General features: G+C 64.0%; 15 protein-coding genes. 13 read left to right on the forward strand and 2 right to left on the reverse strand.

Annotated features, from left to right (window positions below):
• Positions 1–436: 436 nt before the first annotated feature.
• Both AC1C2Q_RS13130 and AC1C2Q_RS13135 read left to right on the forward strand, forming a co-directional pair.
• Positions 437–1,429 (forward strand): ATP-binding cassette domain-containing protein, encoded by a 993-nt coding sequence (locus AC1C2Q_RS13130; protein WP_495450458.1) that lies wholly within the window; start codon positions 437–439, stop codon positions 1,427–1,429.
• Positions 1,426–2,250, forward strand: coding sequence for an ABC transporter permease (locus AC1C2Q_RS13135; RefSeq protein WP_495450459.1), 825 nt, complete (start codon positions 1,426–1,428; stop codon positions 2,248–2,250). The genes AC1C2Q_RS13130 and AC1C2Q_RS13135 overlap by 4 nt, the downstream gene beginning before the upstream one ends.
• A 127-nt stretch (positions 2,251–2,377) precedes the next feature.
• Here AC1C2Q_RS13135 and AC1C2Q_RS13140 read toward each other — a convergent pair whose 3' ends face one another.
• Positions 2,378–5,584 carry an ATP-binding protein gene (locus tag AC1C2Q_RS13140; RefSeq protein ID WP_495450586.1) on the reverse strand — a complete coding sequence of 1,069 codons (3,207 nt, stop codon included), beginning with the start codon at positions 5,582–5,584 and terminating at the stop codon, positions 2,378–2,380.
• A 169-nt stretch (positions 5,585–5,753) separates the two neighbouring features.
• Here AC1C2Q_RS13140 and AC1C2Q_RS13145 point away from each other — a divergent pair, with 169 nt between their 5' ends.
• From AC1C2Q_RS13145 to AC1C2Q_RS13185, 9 genes are all read left to right on the forward strand, one after another.
• A complete protein-coding gene (locus AC1C2Q_RS13145; protein ID WP_495450460.1) occupies positions 5,754–6,230 on the forward strand; it encodes a DUF2975 domain-containing protein in 477 nt (158 codons plus the stop codon).
• Entirely contained in the window at positions 6,230–6,475 is a 246-nt protein-coding gene (locus AC1C2Q_RS13150) for a helix-turn-helix domain-containing protein (RefSeq protein WP_495431534.1), read from the forward strand. Before AC1C2Q_RS13145 ends, AC1C2Q_RS13150 begins: the two co-directional genes overlap by 1 nt.
• Complete coding sequence (locus AC1C2Q_RS13155; protein ID WP_495450461.1) at positions 6,475–10,215, forward strand: SCO7613 C-terminal domain-containing membrane protein; 3,741 nt, start codon at positions 6,475–6,477, stop codon at positions 10,213–10,215. Before AC1C2Q_RS13150 ends, AC1C2Q_RS13155 begins: the two co-directional genes overlap by 1 nt.
• A 392-nt stretch (positions 10,216–10,607) precedes the next feature.
• Complete coding sequence (locus AC1C2Q_RS13160) at positions 10,608–11,201, forward strand: hypothetical protein (RefSeq protein ID WP_495450462.1); 594 nt, start codon at positions 10,608–10,610, stop codon at positions 11,199–11,201.
• Positions 11,202–11,862: 661 nt separating this feature from the next.
• Positions 11,863–12,231: a 30S ribosomal protein S12 gene (gene rpsL / locus AC1C2Q_RS13165; protein WP_439284754.1), complete on the forward strand. Its 369-nt coding sequence runs from the start codon at positions 11,863–11,865 to the stop codon at positions 12,229–12,231.
• 5 nt (positions 12,232–12,236) lie between these two features.
• Positions 12,237–12,707 carry a 30S ribosomal protein S7 gene (gene rpsG, locus AC1C2Q_RS13170; protein WP_495431536.1) on the forward strand — a complete coding sequence of 157 codons (471 nt, stop codon included), beginning with the start codon at positions 12,237–12,239 and terminating at the stop codon, positions 12,705–12,707.
• Between the two features lie 86 nt (positions 12,708–12,793).
• Complete coding sequence (gene fusA, locus AC1C2Q_RS13175; protein ID WP_495450463.1) at positions 12,794–14,908, forward strand: elongation factor G; 2,115 nt, start codon at positions 12,794–12,796, stop codon at positions 14,906–14,908.
• 183 nt (positions 14,909–15,091) lie between these two features.
• A complete protein-coding gene (gene tuf / locus AC1C2Q_RS13180; protein ID WP_495431538.1) occupies positions 15,092–16,282 on the forward strand; it encodes an elongation factor Tu in 1,191 nt (396 codons plus the stop codon).
• A gap of 111 nt (positions 16,283–16,393) precedes the next feature.
• Entirely contained in the window at positions 16,394–17,032 is a 639-nt protein-coding gene (locus AC1C2Q_RS13185; RefSeq protein WP_495450464.1) for a VanZ family protein, read from the forward strand.
• Between the two features lie 136 nt (positions 17,033–17,168).
• Here AC1C2Q_RS13185 and AC1C2Q_RS13190 read toward each other — a convergent pair whose 3' ends face one another.
• Positions 17,169–19,235, reverse strand: coding sequence for an acyltransferase family protein (locus AC1C2Q_RS13190; RefSeq protein ID WP_495450465.1), 2,067 nt, complete (start codon positions 19,233–19,235; stop codon positions 17,169–17,171).
• A gap of 304 nt (positions 19,236–19,539) precedes the next feature.
• On the opposite strand from AC1C2Q_RS13190, the gene AC1C2Q_RS13195 reads away from it, so the two are divergent.
• Both AC1C2Q_RS13195 and AC1C2Q_RS13200 read left to right on the forward strand, forming a co-directional pair.
• Complete coding sequence (locus AC1C2Q_RS13195; RefSeq protein WP_495450466.1) at positions 19,540–21,561, forward strand: acyltransferase family protein; 2,022 nt, start codon at positions 19,540–19,542, stop codon at positions 21,559–21,561.
• Positions 21,562–21,819: 258 nt separating this feature from the next.
• Positions 21,820–23,133 carry a hypothetical protein gene (locus tag AC1C2Q_RS13200; RefSeq protein ID WP_495450467.1) on the forward strand — a complete coding sequence of 438 codons (1,314 nt, stop codon included), beginning with the start codon at positions 21,820–21,822 and terminating at the stop codon, positions 23,131–23,133.
• Positions 23,134–23,151 lie beyond the last annotated feature (18 nt).

The raw sequence follows: 23,151 nt of genomic DNA on the forward strand, positions 1-23,151 counted from the left end.
TCGTGGTGGCCCGCCGCCCCGGCATCTCGTTCGCCGCACCTGGGCCTGGTCGAGACACCATCTCCCGCATGCCGCGACAACCGCAGCGTGAGACACCACCGTAGGAATGGTGTCTCACGCGCTCCATGTCGCTCCGCGCCCAGGATGGTGTCTCACGCCCGGATGCCGGACCGCCCGGATGCCGGACCGACCGGGCACCAGGCACCGGGCACCAGGCACCTCGCTCGCCCGCCGTTCCAGCCGCGAGAATTGCCTAGTTGCATGGGACAGGGGTTCCCAGGACGTTTCTCATGCAGCAACCCAATTCTCGATCGGCCGCCCTCTTCAGCGCCGAGGCCGCCCTCTTCAGCGCCGAGGCCGCCCCACTTCAGCGCCGAGACAGCCCATGTCAGCGCCGCGACAGCGGTGTGTAAGCGAGCACGCGGATGCTTTCCACATGACAGATTTCACATCAGAATGGGCCGTCGAGGCCACCGGGCTCGTGAAGACGTTCGGCCAGAACCGGGCGGTCGATGGCGTCGATCTCCGCGTGAAGACCGGCACCGTCTACGGCGTGCTCGGGCCCAACGGCGCCGGCAAGACCACCACCATCAACATGCTCGCAACGCTCATGCGTCCGGACTCCGGCAGCGCCCGCGTCTTCGGCCATGACGTCGTGCGCGAGCCCCAGATCATTCGCCAGCTGATCGGAGTGACCGGACAGTTCGCCTCCGTCGACGAGACCCTTTCCGCCAACGAGAACCTCATGATCTTCGCTCGGCTCCTCGGCCTCTCTCGCACCGAAGCTCGCACCAAGAGCGTCGAACTGCTCGAGCGGTTCGGCCTGAGCGAAGCCGCCCGCAGACCCCTGAAGAACTTCAGCGGAGGGATGCGTCGCCGCCTCGACCTCGCGGCATCCCTCATCGCGCAGCCCCCGTTGATCTTCCTCGACGAGCCGACCACCGGCCTTGACCCGCGTACGCGCGGCCAAATGTGGGACACGATCCGTGACCTGGTCGCGACCGGTTCGACGGTGCTGCTCACCACGCAGTACCTCGACGAGGCTGATCAACTCGCCGACCGCATCGCGGTGATCGATCAGGGCCGCGTGGTCGCCGAGGGCACCAGCGATGAGCTCAAGGCATCCGTCGGTTCCTCCAGCCTTCAACTGCGCCTCGCCGAGACCGCCGACACGGGCGCCGCGCTGGAAGCAATTGAGCGTGTGCTCGGCGTGATGGGGACACTCTCGCCAGAGGCATCCAGGATCACCGCACCGATGGCGGATGCCGATCGCATCGCCGACCTGCTCATCGCCCTTCGCGAAGACGGGATCCGCGTCACCGAACTCAGCGTGCAGAAGCCGACGCTCGACGAGGTGTTCCTCACGATCACCGGCCACGAAGCCGGCGATCAGAACCAGACCACACAGAAAGAAGAGGTGCACGCATGAGCACCATCGCCACGACCAGAATTGTCCCCGCCATCGAGCGCAACCTGAAGAACCACACGAGCATCACGCAGACGCTGCAGAACACCTTCACGATGGCGTATCGCGGACTCGTGAAGATTCGCCGCACACCGGAGCAACTGTTCGATGTGACCCTGCAGCCGATTATCTTCACGCTGATGTTCACCTACATCTTCGGTGGGGCCATCTCGGGAGATGTCGCCTCTTATCTGCCGACGATCATCCCGGGCATCCTCGTACAGACCGTGATCACGACATCCGTCGTTACCGGAACGCAGTTGCGCGAAGACATGGACAAGGGTGTATTCGATCGATTCCGCTCCCTACCGATCGCACGCATCGCGCCGCTGTCGGGTGCGCTGCTCGCAGACACCGTTCGCTACGCGATCGCCACCACGCTCACCTTCGTGATGGGTTACATCATGGGCTTCCGACCGGAGGCGGGTCTCGGAGCCGTCATCGGCGCAGGGGTCCTCGTGATCACCTGCGCCTGGGCGATCAGCTGGATCTTCGCCTTCTTCGGCGTCATCGCCCGCACCGCATCCAGCGTGCAGGGCATCTCGATGATCGTGCTGTTCCCGCTGACGTTCCTCTCCAACGCCTTCGTTCCGGTCGACACGATGCCCACCTGGCTGCAGTGGTTCGTGAACATCAACCCGGTCTCGCACCTGGTGACCGCGGTGCGGGAGATCGTCAACAACGGTGCGTTCACCGGTGACGCCTGGCTCTCGCTGCTCGGCGCTGCGGTCATCGTCGCGATCTTCGCGCCGCTCACCGTCCGGGCGTACATGCGCAAGGCCTGACCGCTCAGGCGAACGAGATGAACGAGGCGTGCCCGGATGCCGGTGCACGCCTCGTTTGCGTACCGCGCACCTCCGAAAACTGACCCGAAACCGCGGCACCGCGACGCCCCCGTACCCAGCGAACGCGTCAGTGCGTCTGGAGAATGGCGACGGTGCGGTCAATGCGCTCTTCGAGCGGGAGAGCGGATGCTGCGGCACGGGCGGCCGCGACGGCATCCGCTCCGATGATCTCGACGGCGCGATCACGGTGCGCCGAGAGGTGCAAGCTCGGAAGATCCTGACGCGCACCCATCACCTCGGCCAACGCGAGCGCCTCCATGGCCGCGGCCTGCAAATCCGGGAAGTCCATCGCCCACGCTGACCACCCCGTGAGTGCGGCGCCGAGAATGGGCTTGTCGCCGAGTTCAGGGCGCATCCGCTGCATCGCGAGAACTCTGGTGCGCAGACGGCGTGCCCAGCGGGCGATCACGTCAGCGGGGAGGGCCCTGTCCATCGACATGGCCGAGACGTACGCCGCCATCGCGATGGTGAACCAGGGCGATGCCCGCTGGTCCACCGACCGGAATCCCTCCAGCGCCAGCTCATATGCCGACACTGCCGATGGGATATCTCCCCGGGCTCGTCTGACCTCAGCGAGTCCGAACCATCCGATCGCGGCGAATTCCAGGCCCTCCTGCGTGTAATCGCGAAGCGAGGTCAGGAGTTCGAAGTGCGCGGTGGCCTCCTCGAAACGACCGAGCGCCACGAGGCTTCCGCCGAGCGTCCAGTCGAGCTGTCGGAGTTCATCTTCAGCACCGAACTCTTCGAATCCTTGCCGTGCACGGTCGAACCAGATTAATGCTCGTGCAGGCTCCGCGGCCTGGCTCGCGAGCTGCGCGGCCGAACTCGCGGCCATCGCAGCGAGCCAGGGCTGTTCGCATTGCACGGCGAGTTCCCACGCACGATGCGCCGCAGCGTTAGCCGTTGCCGCGTCGCCGTCATTCTCGGAGAACTGTGCGATGAGCATCTCGGTCACCAGACGCGCCGCTGGGTCGGCGTCGGTGCGTGCTTCCTCGAGGGCGGCATGCAGTTGACCGGGTCGAGATGACAGATCACTGGCCGTAGCAAGGACGCGCCATGCCGGGCTCAGCTGGTTCGTGGATCGCCGACGCAACCGCCGGATGCGCGCAATGGCACGTAACGCGCCGGCGTTCTCGGTGAGCAGCGCGAAGAGTGCGCACGGCAGCAGCACCATCGCGAGTGTGTCGACGGGTACCGCGTCATCTGGCACGTCCTTGATCGCGGCGAGGATCAGTGGGGCGAATCCGCCGAGCTCTGTGAAGTTGCCGCGGACGACCCAGGATTGCGCGAGCGTCGCGGCGATGAGAAGCGCGTCAACGCCTTTCTCAGCGTCGATGGCGTGACGCAGGGCCGCGACGAGATTGTCGTGTTCGGCACGGATTTCGCGGAACGCCCCGGCCCGAAGTGGAGCGTGTTCTCCGATGAGGCTCGCCCCCGGCATCCGGGTGAACGATGCGGCCCATGCCAGGACCGCGTTCCATGCGGCATCCTCGTCGTCGTGTGTTGCGAGCCGTGCGATGCCGAATTCGCGGACGGTTTCGAGCATGCGGAAGCGGATGCCGGAGGTGAGCGAATCATCGACGACGACGAGCAGCGACTGGGCGACGAGGCGATCGAGCAGGTCGTCCACCTGCGCTGCACCGAGCACTCCGACGGCAGTCGCCGTGGAGAAACCTGCGGGCAGCAGCGACAGCACGGCGAGAGCGTGGCGGGCATCTGAGTCGAGCAGATCCCAGCTCCATTCGATGACTGCCTCCAGCGTGCGGTGGCGCTGTGGTGCAGAACGATCACCGCCGCGCAGGAGTGCGAACCGGTTCTCCAGACGCTGCTCGATCTGCTCTGCGGTCATGGTGCGCACGCGCGCCGCGGCGAGCTCGATCGCGAGCGGCAGCCCGTCCAGTCGATCGCACAGGCGGATCACGGCAGCAATGTCGAGCACAGCGTTCGGCCGTACCGCACGCGCCCGTTCCAAGAAGAGGCGCACTGCAGGTCCCGGCTCGTCACCCTCCGCACCCGCGGCAGTGTTCAGAGGAGCGACCGGATGCACGAGCTCACCGGCGATGGCGATGGGTGTTCGGCTTGTGGTCAAGATGCGCAGTGTCGGCACCGATGCGAGCATGTCGGTTGCCCAAACGGCTGCACCGTCGATGATCTGTTCGCAGTTGTCGAGAACGAGCAGCGTGGGCCGCTCGCTCAGCAGTGCGATGACGCGGGAGCGGAGGTCAGGCTGCGAGCGCACCTCTGACAGTCGCCCGCCCGCGCGTGCCTCGCTGATGCCGAGGGCGGCCCCGATGGCAGGTGCGAGGTCGTCGTCTGTGCGGATGCTCGCGAGTTGCACGACTGCGACGACCGGTGCTTCGGATGCTGCGGCGACGGATTGCGCGAGACGTGTCTTGCCGAGCCCTCCGGCGCCGAGCAGTGTGACCAGTCGCGCCCTGGCGAGCAGGGATGCGATCTCGCGCAGTTCCTGCTCACGCCCGATGAGTGCGTTTGGCTCAGCGCGCAGCCCGATACGAACCCTGCTGGCCCCGGGCGTCCGTTCGCCCTGCAGGATCTGCGTGTTCAGCGCCGTTGCGGCAGGCCCTGGGTCTGTGCCGAGGTCGTCGCGCAGGCGTTCGCGCAGTGCGGCGAAGACGGCGAGCGCTTCCTGCGGACGATCATCGGCGGCGAGTGCCGTCATGAGCTGCAAGTGAAGCGGCTCGTCATACGGATGTGCGGCCGTGCGATCCGTCAGCGCGAGCGCGGCGGCATCCGCTCGTCCCAGGGCGAGCAGGGTGCGCGCGCGGGATGCCTCGATTCGATTGCGCACGGAGGATGCGGCGTCGACGAGGGCAGCGGCGACCGGGCTCTGTCCGAGGTCTGCGCCTGGTTCGCCGCGCCAGAGGGCGAGCGCCTCATCCAGCAGGGCGAGTCTGGCTGGGTCTGCCTCATCGAGTGCGGCGGCTTCGGTATCGAGAGAGCGGGCAGCGGTCAGATCGATGGCACTCACGGGGACCGAGAGCGCGTAGCCGCCGGTGTCGCTGCGGATGAGGTCAGCCCCCGCGGATGCGCGAAGTCGGGATACGAGGGTCTGGAGGGATCCGCGGGGATTGCCGGGAAGATCGTCGCCCCAGAGGTCGTCGGCGAGTGCGTCGATGCTGCGCGGCGCGGGGGCTGAGAGAGCGAGGGCAGCGATCAGCGCGCGGGAAGTTGACCCAGGGAGATTCACTTGCAGGTCGTCCGGCGTCGTGATCGCGACCGGGCCGAGCACGGCGACCCTGGTGGCGTGCGACATCACGTGCGTCAGCATACTGCGTGGGGTTGTTGTCGCTGCTGTTGAGGCGGGGTCGTCGGCACCCGCACTCCGTGCATTCCCTGTGAGAGCGGCCGGCCAGCTTGAGCCGCCCAGCCTCCCGAGCTATCGTTTTTCGATAGATACCGGCCGCTTATCGATAGGTAGTTTGATGCAACCCCGTGTGACCGCTGTGCTGAAGACTCTCATTGCCGTGATGATCGGGCTCCTCTTGGTGAGCCAGATCCTCGTGATCCCCGAGGTCGCGCGAATTACAGCAATCCGCAATCCTGACGTTGCGCAGCTCAAGATCCCCGGCATCATCGCGGCCATCATCTTCCTGGCGCTGGTGCAACTCACACTGGTCTGCGTGTGGCAGCTACTCTCGCTGGTGCGCGCCGAACGGATCTTCAGCCCAGACGCCTTCCGATACGTAGACATCATCCTGTGGGCATTGGCTGCAGCTGGCGCGCTCATCGCAGCCTCGTACGTCGTGATCATCGCCAGCCGCGCAGTCTCACTGTCGCTCACTCTGCTGGCGATCCTCGGCATCGTCGTCAGCGCGGCCCTCGCCCTGCTGGTCGTGGTGCTGCGCGGGCTGCTGCGCAAGGCGCTCGAGCTCGAGCAGGACTTGTCCGAGGTCGTCTGATGCCGATAGTCATCGACCTCGACGTGCAGTTGGCGCGCAAGAAGATGAGCGTCCAAGAATTTGCGGATGCCATCGGCATCACACCCGCTAACGTCGCCGTGCTCAAGAACGGACGCGCCAAGGCCGTGCGCTTCACGACACTCGAGGCCATCTGCCGTGTGCTGGAGTGTCAGCCCGGCGACATCCTGCGCTGGACGGCAGATGCCGATAGCGACACCGAAATCACCACAGAACCGGGGGAGTGATGAGCACAACGACCGACACGGTCAGCTGGGGCGAGCACGTTGCCCAGCGACTTCTGGACAGCACCGTCTGTCCCGTCTGTGCATCCGACAATCTGAATGGTGGGTGCTGCGCCCACTGCGGGGCGGACCTTCGCGGTGCCTTCGGCGTCCAGCTGTGGAACGCCTCGATATCCGCGGCCGCCGCACTGCGCGCCCGCGACGCACTGCTGCGTCGCGTTCCTCGAATCATGGATGCTCCGGCGCTCACGCCCGCGCCCGCCGCAGTGCCCTCGCCACCGGTCGCCTCTCCGGCCGCCCTGGCCACTCCGACAAACCTCCCGGCATCCCCGCCTCCCGCGCCGCCGCAAACCCCGGGGCAGCACCCCGCCAACGCCCAGCCCCACCCGCGCAGCAGCGCCACGGTCCAGTCCGTGCTGGCGATCGCCGGCGCTGGACTCTTCGCGATCGCCGCGCTCATCTTCACCTTCCTGAATCCCGACCTGTCTGACCGTGGCATCCGCAGTGTCGTGGTCGGGCTGGTCACGCTCGTCTTCCTCGGCGGAGCCTGGATGCTCGCACGCCGCGGACTGCAGTTCTCCTCCGAGGTGGTCGGCGCGCTCGCGCTCGTGTTCGTGGCGCTTGACGTGTACTCCTTCGCTCAACTGGGCAGCACCTCCGCCGCCACCTGGCTGCTGGCGGCACTCGCAACGTCGGTCGCCAGCGGGCTGATGCTCGCCGCGGGCAGGCTTTCGAAGATCAGAGTGTGGTCGTGGGCCGCGCTGATCGGCATCGCCGTCGTGCCTGCGATGCTCGGGTACGCCACCGGGGCGGTCTATGTCGCAGCCCTCGGACACCTCGGCACCGCTCTCCTCACCACCGCACTCATCGCAGTCTGGCCGCGCATCGCGAAGCGCTCGCTCAGCGTGATCCAGGTGGCCGCGGTGCTGAGCGCCGTGCCCCTCGCGGTGTTCGGATCCTTCGGGTTCGCCGGCACCGTCACGATCATGCTCGGCGTCAGCCTGGTGCTCGCGCTCATCGCCATTCACGCGGTCGTCACCGCACGTCTCGTGCTGCGCCACTGGTGGAGCCTCGTCGCCGGGGCCGCAGCAACCACGTCGCTCGTGCTCGCGGTCACTTCACCCGTGGCTCATGTGGCAGGCGAGTGGCTGCCCGCAGCTCTCCCGACAGCCGCAGCATTCGCGTTCGCCCTCATCTCGGTGTCGCCACTGCCGCGAGCGATTGCGCGTTCCGCCCTCGCGATCGGTGGCATCATCGTGGTCGCGCTGATCGGACTCATGCCGCTGGCGTATGCCGCGACATCCGCCCTCGACGCCCTCACCGACGTCGTGCGCGGCACCGGACCTCTGCTCTCGGTCGAACCGTCAGGCTGGGCGCCGGTGCTCGGAATGGTCGGAATCGCCGCCGGAATCGCCCTGTTCGGCGGACTCGCACGCGACCGCGACGCCCAGCCGCGACAGGGCGATACGCAAACACTCCGCCCATTCGCCGCGGCCACCGACGTCATCGTGATCGGCGCCGCAGCGCTCGCAATTCTCACGCTGGCGTGCAGCAACCTCCTTCCGCTCCCCGCCCGCCTCGTCATCGTGCTGGGCGCGGCGGCGGCCACGGCGATCACGATGAGGGCGATCCCGAGCATCCGCAACACCGCGCTGGTGAACCGTGTGGTGCTGATCATCGGCATCCATACGGCGATCGCGGTCGGCGTCCTCATCTCTTGGCTTGACCCGCAGTCTGCACCGCTCTCCGGCCTCGGCGTGCTCGCGGCCCTGGCGCTTGCGGCGATGGCGTTGCCCGCCGGCATCCGCTTCCTGCATGTCGGAGTCGGCTTCGCCTACGCGCTGGTGTGCCTCGGGCAGGCGCTCGCGCAGACCGAGCTCGGCAGCATCGCGGTGCTGTGCCTGGTGGCATCCGCTGGGCTCGTCGGCGCAATCGTGGTGACCTTCTTGCCTCAGGTCGGCTCGCGCAACTGGTATGCCGTGCTCGTCGTGACGGTGGTGCCGTTCGCCGCGGGAATAGTGCAGGTGATCTTCGAGCGCAGCGGCTGGACCGCACTCTCGACCGCCCTGATGTTCGCCCTCGCCCTATCGCTTTTGCTCACTCGTCGCCCCGGCCTCAACATCGTCCTGCGCACGCTCGCAGCCGGGATGCTGGTGCCCACCGTCGCGGTCGTCGTGGTGTGCCTCGGCGCCCAGGTGCTCCCGATCAGCGCCTCGCCGGTCACGCTGCCGGTCATCGCCGCGATCGTCGCGCTCGTGCTTCCGAGCACCACTCTGATCAGAGACGCCCTGCGTCGCAATGGTCTGCCAGCGGCCGCCGTGCGCGTGGCAATCGAGGCATCCGCACTGCTCACCGGAGTGATCGCCACCGCGCTCGCGCTCGGACGAGAGGCCGCCGGTCTCGGAACGACCTTCCTGGTGCTCGTGATTCTCGGCATCGGAGCGGCGGCCAGCGCCGTATTCACCCGCCGTCGCTACGGCTGGTGGGTGGCGGGAGCCGCCTTCACCGGCGCGCTCTGGTGCGTGTGGATCATGAACGGCGTCGACCTGCTCGAGGCCTACCTGCTTCCGCCGGCGCTGGCGGCGGCCGTGATCGCCGCCATCCTCGCCGCGCGCGGAGTGGAAGTACGCGGCCTCTACGCCACGGGCCTCGGCGTTGCCGTGCTGCCGAGCCTCGCGCTACTCGCTCTCGTCGAGCCGGATGCCCGTACCGCCGTGGACGTGCCATGGCGGGCCGTCGCGTTGCTGGCCGCCGGTGCGCTGCTTCTCGCGATCGCGGCAGGGTTCGCTCGCCTCGGTCGACGGCTGCGCACCGCGCGAGTGCGGATGCTCGTGCCGGCCACCCTCGCGGCGGCAGGACTCGCGGCGATTGCGGGCCCGGTGCAAGGCATCCGGATGGGGATCGGGGCTGATCTCGACTTCCTCAATGGGGCGGCGCTGTTCCTCGCGTGCTTCGGGGTGTCCGCGCTCGCGGCGATCATTCTCGTCTTTGCTGGCCGTGGCATCCGCTCGGCGGCGCGTGCGACGTCGCGTCTGCGCACCACGCGCTGGATCTTCGCACCCGCCGTGCTCGCGCTCGCCGCCGGAACCTGGTGCGCGATCGAACGCGACTGGGGGTCGATCTGGATGATGTGGGCGCTGATGATCGGCATTCTCGCCCTCATGCTCACGGCAGCCGTCCGGGCGGAGCACACGACGCTGCCGCCGGTGTGGTTCCTGTTCGCCGCCGCGTTCGTGACGGCGGTGGTGGCGTGGAGTCCGCGCGACCTGCGGGTGGAGTGGTTCTCGCTGCCGCTCGGAGCGTTCCTGCTGCTTGGCGGGATTGCCGGGATGCGACAGCCCGTGGGGGAGACCGCCAGCACCCTGAGCAACTGGCCCGCCGGTCGCAGTGGTTCATGGGCGCTGCTGGCGCCGGGCCTCATTGTGATGATGAGCGCGTCGATCGTGGCGACGTTCACCGACCCGCTGACGTGGCGGGCGATCCTGGTGATGGTGCTTGCGCTCGCCGCGATCATGGTCGGCGCGGGCCGCCGCCTTGCCGCGCCCTTCATCATCGGAATGCTCGTGCTGCCGATCGAGAACGTCTTCGTCTTCTCGGTGCAGATCGGCCGTGGCATTGAATCGATGCCGTGGTGGATCACCCTCGCCGTCATCGGTGCGGTTCTGCTCATCCTCGCCGTCGCCTACGAACGGCGCACTGAGGATGCCTCGACCGTCGGCGCCCGCATCCGCGACCTGCGCTGACTCTGCTCGAGGCACTCCTACCCACCCCGTCCGACCCAGCCACCCCGCCCGACCCAGCCGCGAGAATGGCCCAGCCGTATGAGACAGGTGTTCCCGCCACCCTTCTCATGCGGCAACCCCATTCTCGGAGGCTCGCGCACTCCCGATCGATGCGATGCGATGCGATGCACCGGGCCCGCGTGAGACACCATCTCCTGCACGCCGCGACGGCCTCAGCATGAAACACCAATGCAGGCATGGTGTTTCACGCGCTTGATGTTGCCTGACGCCCGAAATGGTGTCTCAACCCCGGATGCCTCGCGTTGTTGTGCTTCGGAACGGCACTGATAGGTGAACATATGGGCTGTGGATGGATGTGATGCCGTGTTCCTGATCGGCGCTAGCGTGAACGGATGTCGAAGCTGGTCCCCTTCTGCGCGTACATCGATGAGTCGTCGGTGGCGCGTGAAAACGACCTGCAGGAGTACTTGATCGCTGCCGCAATTGTTCCGGCCGATCAATGCGATGCTCTCCGTGAGGCTCTCCGCCCGCTCTTGCTTCCGGGGCAGATCAAACTTCACTGGTCAGACGAGAGCGAGTCGCGCAGGCGAGCGATCGTCAGACGACTCTGTGAGCTTGAACCGGTGAACGTTGTGGTCACCCATGTCAGCAGGCGCCAGCGGAAGACTGAACGCTTCCGACGCAAGTGTCTCGAGGATCTCTACTACGAGATGGTCGGCATGAAGATCTATGACCTGACCTTGGAGAGCCGCGGACAACATCAAGACAGTAGTGATCGACGCCACATCGTGGCCTTGCAAGGCCAAGGGCTGGAGCGCCGGGTGCGCATCAAGCACCTTCGTGGGGGCGACGAGCCACTGCTGTGGATCGCGGATGCGATTCTGGGGGCTATCAATTCCACTCATTTGGGGATTGAGGAACATCTGGAGGCGCTGTCCTCGACGATCCTCATCCACAGGTCGACCGGGGAATCGCTTATGCCCTGAGGCAAGCGAAAGGCCCTAGATCCAGTCGTCCGGCTGGGTTTCTAAGGCCTTCTTCCCTGCCCGTCGTAACGGGAGGCACTATCAATATAACCCGTCGACTCTGACCCGGCAATAGTCGTTCAGGGACTGCTCAAGCTCGGCGAATTCCCTGCATCAGCCGCGAGAATGGCCTAGCCGCATGAGACAGGTGTTCCCGCGACCTTTCTCGTGCGGCAAGCCCATTCTCGGCGGACGTCGTCGCGCGTGAGACACCATCTCCTGCAGGCCGCGACAGCCTCAGCGTGAAACACCAATGTAGACATGGTGTTTCACGCGCCTGATGTTGCCTCACGCCCAAAATGATGTCTCAACCCCGGATGCCGCGACCGAGACCCCGGATGCCGAGACCGAGAACCCGGATGCCGCGACCGCCCGCCCGCCGACCACTCACCGCACCCCTGTACCACACCAACGCGCCCGCCATTTGACCGCACCCATTCCCCCGCATTACACTTGATCAGGTGTGTGCACGTCTTGGCGTGCCTGCACACGGGCTCCGGTCCATACCGGTTCGCCCCCACGGCATACCCACCACACCAAAAGCACGGCGATTTCGTCGTGCCGGTGGGTCATGAGGTGAAACCCATCACGCTGTCACCGTGCAGCACTATGAGGAGAGAACGTGCCAACTATTCAGCAGTTGGTTCGCAAGGGACGCTCGCCGAAGGTCACTAAGACCAAGGCGCCCGCCCTGAAGTCGAACCCGCAGCAGGCCGGGGTATGCACCCGCGTCTACACCACCACCCCGAAGAAGCCGAACTCGGCGATGCGCAAGGTCGCTCGTGTGAAGCTTCGTAACGGCGCTGAAGTTACGGCGTACATCCCCGGTGAGGGACACAACCTGCAGGAGCACTCTTTGGTGCTCGTCCGCGGTGGTCGTGTCAAGGACCTCCCCGGTGTGCGTTACAAGATCGTCCGTGGCGCCCTGGACACCCAGGCAGTCAAGAACCGTAAGCAGGCTCGTAGCCTCTACGGTGCGAAGAAGGGTTGAGTTAGATGCCTCGTAAGGGTCCCGCCCCGAAGCGTCCCGTCGTCAACGACCCGGTATACGGTGCTCCGATCGTCACCTCGCTTGTCAACAAGATCCTTGTTGATGGCAAGAAGTCGCTCGCTGAGTCGATCGTCTATGGCGCCCTCCGTGGCGTCGAGGCGAAGAACAGCCAGGATGCTGTCGCCACACTGAAGAAGGCGCTCGACAACGTGCGCCCCACCCTTGAGGTTCGCAGCCGCCGCGTTGGTGGCTCGACCTACCAGGTGCCGATCGAAGTCAAGCCGCACCGTGCGAACACTCTCGCGCTGCGCTGGCTCGTCAGCTACGCCAAGGGCCGTCGTGAAAAGACCATGACCGAGCGTCTCCAGAACGAAATTCTGGATGCCTCGAACGGTCTGGGTGCCGCGGTCAAGCGCCGCGAAGACACTCACAAGATGGCTGAGTCGAACCGCGCGTTCGCTCACTACCGCTGGTAAACAGCATCGTCCCGCCCCCGGTCACGTGCCGGGGGCGGGCACTCAAACTTTCGCAGTTGCACTGCTAGATAGAAAAGGACACTCCTGTGGCACAAGACGTGCTCACCGACCTGAGCAAGGTCCGCAACATCGGCATCATGGCGCACATCGATGCTGGCAAGACCACCACGACCGAGCGCATCCTGTTCTACACGGGCGTCAACCACAAGCTGGGCGAGACGCACGATGGCGCCTCGACGACTGACTGGATGGAGCAGGAGAAGGAACGCGGCATCACGATCACGTCTGCCGCCGTGACCTGCTACTGGGACAAGAACCAGATCAACATCATCGACACCCCCGGTCACGTGGACTTCACGGTCGAGGTGGAGCGTTCGCTCCGCGTCCTCGATGGTGCTGTCGCCGTCTTCGACGGCAAGGAGGGCGTTGAGCCCCAGTCCGAGACCGTGTGGCGTCAGGCTGACAAGTACAACGTTCCGCGTATCTGCTTCGTCAACAAGATGGACAAGCTCGGCGCTGACTTCTACTTCACCGTCGACACCATCATCAACCGCCTTGGCGCGAAGCCACTCGTCATTCAGCTCCCCATCGGTGCTGAGAACGACTTCGTCGGCGTCATCGACCTCGTCGAGATGCGTGCACTCGTCTGGGCTGGAGACTCCAAGGGTGACGTGACCATGGGCGCTTCCTACGAGGTTCAGGAGATTCCTGCTGACCTCAAGGAGAAGGCTGCTGAGTACCGTCAGCTTCTGCTCGAGACCGTCGCCGAGACCGACGACGCACTCCTGGAGAAGTTCTTCGGTGGCGAAGAGCTCACCGTTCCCGAGATCAAGGGCGCGATCCGCAAGCTGACCGTGTCTTCTGCGATCTACCCGGTTCTGTGTGGCTCTGCGTTCAAGAACCGCGGCGTTCAGCCGATGCTTGACGCTGTCATCGATTACCTGCCGAACCCCCTCGACGTCGGTGCCATTCAGGCACACGACCCGAAGGACTACGACACGATCATCGAGCGCAACCCTGACGCGAACGACCCGTTCTCGGCTCTGGCGTTCAAGGTTGCAGTGCACCCGTTCTTCGGTCGCCTCACCTACATCCGTGTCTACTCGGGTCACCTTGACTCTGGCTCTGCGGTCATCAACTCGACCAAGGGCAAGAAGGAGCGCATCGGGAAGATCTTCCAGATGCACGCCAACAAGGAGATCCCGGTTCCCGCAGTTACCGCGGGTAACATCTACGCGGTCATCGGTCTGAAGGACACCACCACCGGTGACACCCTGACCGACCCGGCAGCTCCGGTCGTCCTCGAGTCGATGACGTTCCCTGAGCCTGTCATCGAGGTCGCCATCGAGCCGAAGACCAAGGCCGACCAGGAGAAGCTGGGTGTCGCCATCCAGAAGCTCGCTGAAGAGGACCCGACCTTCCGCACCGAGCTCAACCCCGAGACTGGTCAGACGACCATCAAGGGCATGGGCGAGCTGCACCTCGACATCCTCGTGGATCGCATGAAGCGCGAGTTCAACGTCGAGGCGAACGTCGGCAAGCCCCAGGTGGCCTACCGCGAGACGATCAAGAAGACCGTCGAGAAGCACGACTACACCCACAAGAAGCAGACGGGTGGATCGGGTCAGTTCGCAAAGATCCAGTTCAACATCGAGCCTCTCGATCTGGATGCTGAGAAGACTTACGAGTTCGTGAACGCCGTCACCGGTGGTCGCATCCCGCGTGAGTACATCGGCTCCATCGATGCTGGTTTCCAGGATGCAATGAACGTCGGCGTGCTCGCCGGCTTCCCGATTGTCGGCGTCAAGGCGACCCTCACCGATGGTGCAGCGCACGACGTTGACTCCTCGGAGATGGCGTTCAAGATCGCTGGCTCGATGGGCTTCAAGGAAGCCCTTCGTCGCGCTAACCCTGTGCTTCTTGAGCCGCTTATGGCTGTTGAAGTTCGTACTCCTGAGGAGTACATGGGCGACGTCATCGGTGACCTGAACTCGCGTCGTGGCGCGATCCAGTCGATGGAAGACGCTGCTGGCGTCAAGGTCGTCCGTGCACAGGTTCCGCTGTCCGAGATGTTCGGCTACATCGGCGACCTGCGCTCGAAGACTTCGGGCCGCGCGGTTTACTCGATGGAGTTCCACTCCTACGCTGAGGTCCCCAGGGCCGTGGCCGACGAGATCGTCCAGAAGATCAAGGGCGAGTAACCCGTTCTTTCGGGATGCTCCGCTCCCGGTCCTACGCCTGTCGAAGGGCATGGGCGCGGAGCATCCCGAACACTCACAACTTCACACGCACTCTCTCTACTAAACTGAGAATCAAACCCCGTAGGGAACCGGTCACAATCCAGTGCCCGGCAATCTCTACACGAACGTCCTGAGGAGGACCCAGTGGCCAAGGCCAAGTTCGAGCGGACCAAGCCGCACGTCAACATCGGAACGATCGGTCACGTTGACCACGGCAAGACGACGCTGTCCGCAGCCATCTCCAAGGTGCTCGCTGACAAGTTCCCGTCCGACACCAACGTGCAGCGCGACTTCGCTTCCATCGACTCGGCGCCGGAAGAGCGCCAGCGTGGAATTACGATCAACATCTCGCACATTGAGTACGAGACCCCCAAGCGCCACTACGCGCACGTTGACGCTCCCGGCCACGCCGACTACGTCAAGAACATGATCACCGGTGCTGCTCAGATGGACGGCGCGATCCTCGTGGTTGCCGCTACTGACGGCCCGATGGCTCAGACCCGTGAGCACGTTCTGCTCGCCAAGCAGGTCGGCGTGCCGTACCTGATGGTCGCGCTGAACAAGAGCGACATGGTTGACGACGAGGAGATCCTGGAGCTCGTCGAGCTCGAGGTCCGCGAGCTGCTCGCAGCCCAGGGCTTCGACGAGGACGCTCCTGTCATTCAGGTCTCGGCTCTCGGCGCCCTCAACGGCGAAGAGAAGTGGGTTCAGTCCATTCTTGACCTCATGACCGCTGTTGACGAGTCCGTTCCGGACCCGGTACGCGACAAGGACAAGCCGTTCCTGATGCCCGTTGAGGACGTCTTCACGATCACCGGTCGTGGAACCGTCGTCACCGGCCGCGCCGAGCGTGGAACCCTCAAGATCAACTCTGAGGTCGAGATCGTCGGCATCCGCCCGACGCAGAAGACCACGGTCACTGGTATCGAGATGTTCCACAAGCAGCTCGACGAGGCATGGGCCGGCGAGAACTGTGGTCTGCTGCTTCGCGGTCTGAAGCGTGAAGACGTTGAGCGCGGCCAGGTCGTCGTTCAGCCGGGTACGGTTACGCCGCACACCGACTTCGAGGGCTCTGCGTACATCCTTTCCAAGGAAGAGGGCGGGCGTCACAACCCGTTCTACACGAACTACCGCCCGCAGTTCTACTTCCGCACCACCGACGTCACCGGCGTCATCTCGCTGCCTGAGGGCACCGAGATGGTCATGCCTGGTGACACCACTGACATGACGGTCGCGCTGATCCAGCCGATCGCTATGGAAGACGGCCTCGGCTTCGCCATCCGTGAGGGTGGACGCACCGTGGGTGCTGGTACGGTCACGAAGATCATCAAGTAAGCATCTGCTTCCTCGCAAAGGGGTCGGACCTTCGGGTCCGGCCCCTTTGTCGTTCTCCCAGCCGGCCCTCGTTACGATGGCTATCCGCCCGCTAGTACCAAGGAGCACCCATTGAGCGAAATCCACGTCGGTCCACCGCCGCCGCGAAGCTACGCCCGGCTATGGGTTTCGACAGTATTGCTCGCGTTCTACGCCGCGTTCGTCCTGCTGGTCACGATGTGGCCCAACCCCCAGCAGTTGGAGTTCGGCAGCATCTCCTCTCGGCTGCTGCGCGTGCTCCACAACTTCGGGGTGCCTGAGTCGTTCGGCTACGACAAGCTCGAATTCACCGCGAACATCGGCATGTTCATGCCGCTCGGTTTCTTGCTGGGTCTTGCCCTAGCTCGTAGGGCGTGGTGGGTGGCGATTTTCCTGTTGCCGGCATTCTCCGGCGCGATCGAGTTCACGCAGGGGCTTGCGCTGGATGAGCGAGTCTCGACGTTCTACGACGTGTTGTCGAACACCATCGGTGGCTACCTCGGCTTGCTGCTCGCGATGATCATGCGAGCCATGATCTATGCCCGGGATCGCACCAAGATCGAGCGCGAACTGTGGGAGCGTCGCTATGCGGCGGCTCAGTTGCAACGCGCTCGCGCTGAGCAGTATCAGCAGCCGTATACGCCGGTCGAGCCCGACCCGGTCACCAGAGTGCTGGACGCGGATTTCTGGGCGACGGGGGATGCCCCGACCCTGCGACTGCCTGTTCGGTAGGACGCGCTATCGAGCGATCAGGGCCGCATCGATCAGGCCTCATGTGACCGCGAGGTCGAACGCGTCCCAGCGCGAGCCCCATCGCCTTTGACTGGCATCAGCCGCGATTGGCTCCTTAGGACTAGCTCGCTCGCCGCTAAAGTTCCGGAATCAACTCTTCAACTGAAGTTGCGAGGACAGGCGCCAGATACTCAACGAACGTGGCAGTCAGATGGTGCGTGTCGCGGTAGACCAGCAGGTTGTTGACGACTGCTGGGCAGCTATCCTCGCCACAGATGTAGTCGGTGAGATCGACAAAGGTTCCGCCTGCGGCCTCAGCACCCTGCCTCTCCCAGGTCACTAAGTCAGTGTTAACGACATCGCTTCGCGTGCCCGCACACGGATTCAAATTGTGAGTGTGCCCTGACGCGCAGATCGATGGCGCGGCGATGAAACGTGGCGAATCGGCCAGGACGAGCACCTCGCTGCCTGCGTCTTCGAGCTGCGCGACCGTTGAGGTCAATGCCTCGCTCCATACCTGTCCACTGTCGGCTTCCGCGACGCCTGGCAAGCTGGATCTCGTGAAGCTGGAGATGACTACGAGCTCAGGTGGTTCGTTGGTGAGCTGAGTGAGCACAGCGTCCCGCCAGCGATCGCACGAAGCGTACGGGACGTCATTATTCAGCACAGTCAAGTCGACGGCAGGACAAGATGACTTCGTATAATTCTCGATCCGGACGGATGAATGCTGCTCGGCGAAGACAAATAAAGCGGGGAACCACTGCGCGGCGTGGGAGTCTCCGAAGATAGCGATGCGCACATCTCCGTCGAGATTCCCATAGGTGCAGTCCTGGACGTCTTCGCCGGTGAAGCTTAGATGGCACCCGTCGGTGTACATCGGCGCGAGGTCGTTTGCGAACTCATCAAATGACGGGGTCAAGTTGCTGGGCACATGATCGGTGGCAGCCGGTGGAACGGTCGGCGCTGATGGGGCAGCGGCAACTGCCGGCCCGGTGGGGACCTCCCGATCGCCGGCCCAGCGTGTCGCGCCTGTGAGCGCGAGCGCAAGCGCAACGGTGACCGCGAGGGTGCCCCACAGGGTTATCCTCGGTCGCCGCCGTGCTAGGAAATTCGGTGCACGGAATGGCGTTTCGATGAAGCGAAACAGCAGCCACGCCGCCGGGACGGCGAACACGATTCCGACCAAGATCTTCGCGCCGAGGCTCAGCGGGTGTTGCTCACCTACGGCAATCTGCGTCAGCACCAGCAACGGCCAGTGCACGAGGTACAACGAGTAAGAGATCAGTCCGAGGAACTGCATCGGGCTGAGCGACAGCACCGACGTGGGGCCACGCTTCGCGGTTGCGCCGCCGAAGTAGATAACCAACGCGGTACCGACGGTTGGTACAACGGCCGCCGTGCCCGGGAACGCCGTCGTGTCGTCAAAAATGATTGCCGGAACAAGAATGAGTGCGATGCCGGTCCAACCGCCCATGGCTCTGATCCAGGTCGGCAGTTTGGGCGCGCCATACAGCAAGAGCGCGCCGACTACTGCCCCGATCACAAGTTCCCAGGCACGCGTGGAGAGCATGAAGAAAGCTGCGGGCTGGTCGACGGGTGTCAGGATGATCCCGTAAGTCAAGCTCGCGATCCCAATCGTCGTGATTGCAATGAGCATCCACACGCGATGGCGGCGGACGATCAGGCTGATCAGAAGAAGCAGGAGCGGCCAGAGCAGGTAGAACTGTTCCTCGATGCCGAGTGACCAGAAGTGCTGGTAAGGAGATGGTGAATGATCGGCGAGATAGTTTGTGCCCTCCTCGGCGAACCGCAGGTTTGGGACGTAGAGCACCGTCGCTACGGCGTCCTTCAGAACTCTCTCAAGTGTGAGGGCCGGGTAGATAGTGATTGCCGCGATAGCGGTGAGTACGGCAACCGTCCAGGACGCTGGCAAGATTCGACGGATGCGACGCGCGTAGAACTCAGCGAAGTTGATCCGGCCGGTGCGCTGGATGCTGTCCAGTAGATGGGTGGAAATGAGGAAACCGGAAATGACGAAGAAAACATCGACTCCGATGTAACCGCCGGTGATGCCGGGAACCCCGGCGTGGTAGAGCAGTACGAGTCCCACCGCGATGGCTCGCAACCCCTGCACATCTGAACGGAACCGACGCAGGTTGGGTTCGTTCGTCGGCGCAGCAACAGAACTAACGGGGGCCGTCATGCCCCGCTCACCACGCTGAGCATATCCACCAGATAATCGTATCTGCCGGGCATCTACGCCCTGTTCTCTCAGTTGCCCCTCCTGGGCGTCAGATCGGGTTTCGACGCTGCGACATTCTGCTCGGTAGGCGTGCGTCCTCGGCGCGACTTGCGCCCGAGCACGCGCTATCGAGTGATCAACACCCCATCGATCCGACCACGTGTGACCGCTACGTCGGATGCCTTCCGGCGCGAGCCGACTCCGAGCTTTCGATAGATGTTGTTCAGACAATGCTTCACGGTGTTCGGAGAGATAAGATCGCGCGGTGCGTGAAAAACGACTGGACATCCAAGGCCTGCGAGCAATCGCGGTTCTGCTGGTGTTCGCAAATCACCTGATTGGTTGGCCCGTTGGCGGGTTCATTGGTGTCGATGTCTTCTTCGTCATCAGCGGATTCCTGATCACTGGGCACCTGATGAAGCAGCACGAGGCTGACGGCCGATGGTCGTTCAAGTCGTTCTACGTGAAAAGGGCGCGCCGCATCTTGCCTGCCGCGCTCACAGTCACGATCGTCACAGTTGCGGTCAGCTTCGTCGCGTTCACATCCACGCGGGCGAGCTCGGTGCTCACAGACGCAGTGTGGGCGACTCTCTTCTCCGCGAACTGGCGCTTCATCACAATCGGGACCGACTACATGCACGCCGACGCGGCTGTATCGCCGCTGCAGCACTACTGGTCACTCTCGATCGAGGAACAGTTCTACTTTGTCTGGCCGTTGATTCTCGCCGGAGCGCTCCTGCTCAGCGCGAGGCGTCCCCGCCGTGGAGCATTGATCGCGATAAGCACCATCGCCGTCGCTTCGTTCGCTTTCGCGATCTGGGAAACGATCGATAGCCCCACTGTCGCTTACTTCTCCACGTTCTCGCGCGTCTGGGAACTCGCAGTTGGGGCGCTGCTTGCAATCGTGGCACCGTGGGTCGGCCAGCTTCCGAGCATCGTACGCCCATTCATCGCTTGGGCTGGTCTAACGCTGATCGCCCTGGGGGCAGTCACGCTCACCTCGCAGTCGTCGTTCCCGGGGCCATGGGCGATGCTGCCTGTTGTTGGGACAACTGCTGTGATCGCAGCCGGAATCGGTGGTGGGCAGCGTTTCCTGTGGCCAATCCGGAACAAGCTGGCCTGCTATATCGGGGACATCTCTTACTCGTTGTATCTCTGGCATTTCCCGGTCATCATTTTCACCACGCTGATCATGGCCGCGACACCTCGCCGCGCGGCCGCCGTAGTAATCGTGGTGTCGTTCCTACTCTCCGCGCTTTCCTACCACTTCATCGAGAACCCGTTCCGGAACGCGAAACGCCCAGTGCTGAGGATGTGGAAGCCGGCTGTCGCTTTCGTCGGGATCGCTGCCGTAGCGGTTCCCCTTGTCGCGCTGGCACCCCGCACCCAGGCTCCTCAAGAACCCGCAGGACCACTGATCGCATTGGATGGTTCATTCCCGGCATTGTCGGAGCGTTGGATTGCCGTCGCGGAAGCCGTGGGCGCGAAGGAATGGCCATCTCTCGATCCTCAAGCCACCGAGATCAGTACGGCAGATCTCGCACCCGAGTGGGTCACAGAGCATTGCCTGGTGAGCAGAGCACCGGCTTCCGACGTCTGGACTGAGACCGCCAAACGGTGCACGTTCGGTAGTGGCGACAAGCTCGCAATCCTCTATGGCGACTCGGTTGCCTTAAGCTGGGGTCCCGGAATTCGCGCGGCACTAGAGCCGCTCGGGTACCGTGTCCAGATCCTTACGTCAGAACAATGCCCTATTGCTGATGTCCCGATTCGTGACAACAAGGGCGAGCTCATGGAGAACTGCGCGAATTACCGAGCGTGGGCGCTGGACCGCATCACGGCCGCGCAGCCGGACATCGTGTTCACGTCCGAAACCGGCAACTCCATCGGTCGCCTGGCCAGTCGCGCTTCCGGTGAAGCCGCAGTCGAAGAATGGCGTGCGGGCATTGACCAAACCTTGGAACGGCTCGATACCTCTGGTGCCGACGTGTTCCTTCTACAACCTCCACCGTTCGGGGGAAGCCTCGACAATTGCATCACCGGCAGTAGCACCCCTTCGGACTGCATCATCGTTCGTCCCAAACCGCTGATCACGATGCTGGGTGTTTACTCTCAAGCAGCACTCGAATCTGCCACGGAGTTCGTCGACACGTCTTCTTGGTTCTGCGACCAGGATGGTCAATGCCCCGCTTTCATCGGGGGCTCGATCGTCAACGCGGACAACTTTCACCTTTCACGGCAGCAGTCGGCGCTCCTTGCCCCGGTGATCAGAGGGCTCTTGTCATAGCAGATCGGCAGGGGTCAGCCGGCAGAGCGGTCGACGAAAGCGATGTCATACCCACACATTCGCCCTCATGCTCGAACCGATTCTGACTCAACGGCTTGATGCAGTAGTCAGCGGCTGAACTGACTTTTCACGGAGGAACTCGTGAAGTGCTGTGCAGAAACGCCGGTTGCACAGAAGTTCGATAAGATTCGCGTAAGCGTCAACGCTGACGCCCTTCACATCCGTCCATAACGGTGCTCATCGACCGAAAGAGCCGACATGACTCGACGCCTTCACAACAGCAGTCCGCACAGCACGCCTCGCGCGCGCCTTGCGTCGCTTGTTGGCGTCGTCACCATTGCGTTCAGCAGCTTGATTGTGGCCGCGCCCGCACAGGCGGCCGCCGTGGTCGACAGCGATTCGACGCTTACGGCACAGTGCTATTCGGATGGCTTCGCGGTTACTGTCGGCGGGATGATCACGTTGGATGCTGGTGACTCGGCGACCTCATACCTTCGGGTTGATGATGAAGTTTCCGGGGAAGCCCAAACGGTCACGTCAGAAGAAGATGGCTTCGTTCTGGACGTTGCCGCGACCACTCTCGTCTTCGAAGATGCTGAAACGCACCTGGTCGAGTGGGTCGTCAATGAAGTCCCGCAGTCTGAAGGTCTTTTCTCGTTCGCCGAGAACTGCGCAGATGCGTCAGCGCCTGCAGCGGTTGCGGCGGTGACGTTCAGTGACGCGGTGTGCGATGCCGAAGGGGCTGCTACGGCTACGGCGACAGTGCGGTTCGGTGCTGACGCGCCGAGCGACGCGACCGCCGAGGTGACCGTGGATAACGGCGACACCCAGGCGACGGAATTCGCTGACATGGACGAGAACCGCCAAGCGGTGATCGAGTTCGCAATCCCGCGTGAAGGAAAGACGGTTGTGACCGTCGTAGAGCGCCACAGCGCAGATCTGGCGAAGCCTGTCGGTGAGAAGACCTACGAGTTTGCGGTCGACTGCGTGGAAGCAACGCCGACTCCCACCCCGACCCCGACGCCCACGCCGACTCCGACTCCGACTCCTACGGTGGAGCCGACCCCCACGCCGACTGAGGCGCCGGTCCCGTCCGAGTCTCCAGAGCCCTCTGACCCTCCGGCTCCTGCGCCGGTCCCGGATCCCGCGCCGGTTGTAGAACCGCCTGCACCTGCACCAGTTCCACCTGCAGTCAACGTTTCGAGCACATCGGTTCCGGCCGGTGGCAGCGTGACGGTCAACGCGAGCGGATTCGCACCAAACGAGCCGCTGGAGCTCTGGCTGCACTCGGACCCATGGAAGCTGACGAACGCCACCGCAGACGCTAACGGGGTACTCTCGCTGGCGGTAGGGATCGCTGGCGGCACGGAGATCGGTGGCCACCAGATCGAGGTGCGTGGTGCGACCAGCGGGTCTGTGTTCGTCGACATCACAGTCACCGACGATCTGGCCATCACCGGTATCGACTCCGCGTTCGCATCTGGCGTCGCTACCAGCGGCCTCGTGCTGGTGCTCGGGGGTCTCTCGGTCGTGTTGCTGGCTCGCCGCGCTCAGTTCCAGGCGCAGGCGTAGAGCACCCCTCCCAGGCGG

Source organism: Microbacterium sp. Y356 (assembly GCF_059445355.1).